At 71.4% G+C, this 378-nt stretch carries 1 protein-coding gene; it reads left to right on the forward strand.

All coding sequences use genetic code 11. From position 1 onward, the window contains the following. A partial coding sequence (locus tag ACZ3HG_RS23145; protein ID WP_465334640.1) for an FAD-dependent oxidoreductase occupies nt 1–378 on the forward strand: 378 nt, incomplete at both ends.

A 378-nucleotide genomic window follows, 5' to 3' on the forward strand; every position in this document is an offset into this window, starting at 1 on the left:
GTGGCTCCGCCAGCAGACCGACGACGACGAGGCCGTCCGCAACCTCGCCTTCGCCACCGGCTCGGCGATGCTCACCAAGCCCACGCACACGTTCTCGCTCCTGCAGTCGCTGTTGATGGCGGCATCCGCGGGATCGTATTCCCACCTCGTCGACGCCGACTTCATCCTCGACAAGCGCGTCGTCGGCGGACTGCAGCAGGTGCCCGAACTGCTCGCCGAGCGGCTCGGCGACGACGTCCTGCTGAACCAGCCGGTGCGCCGCATCATCTGGGGCCCCGACGCCGTGGCGGTGGACCGGCCCGCGGATTCCGCGACGGGCAGCCGGGTCGACGACCTGCGTGCGCTCACGGCGCGGGTCGAGGCCGCGAAGTCCTCCGC

The sequence above is a fragment of the Erwinia sp. PME.40.26/001 genome (genome assembly GCF_055556675.1).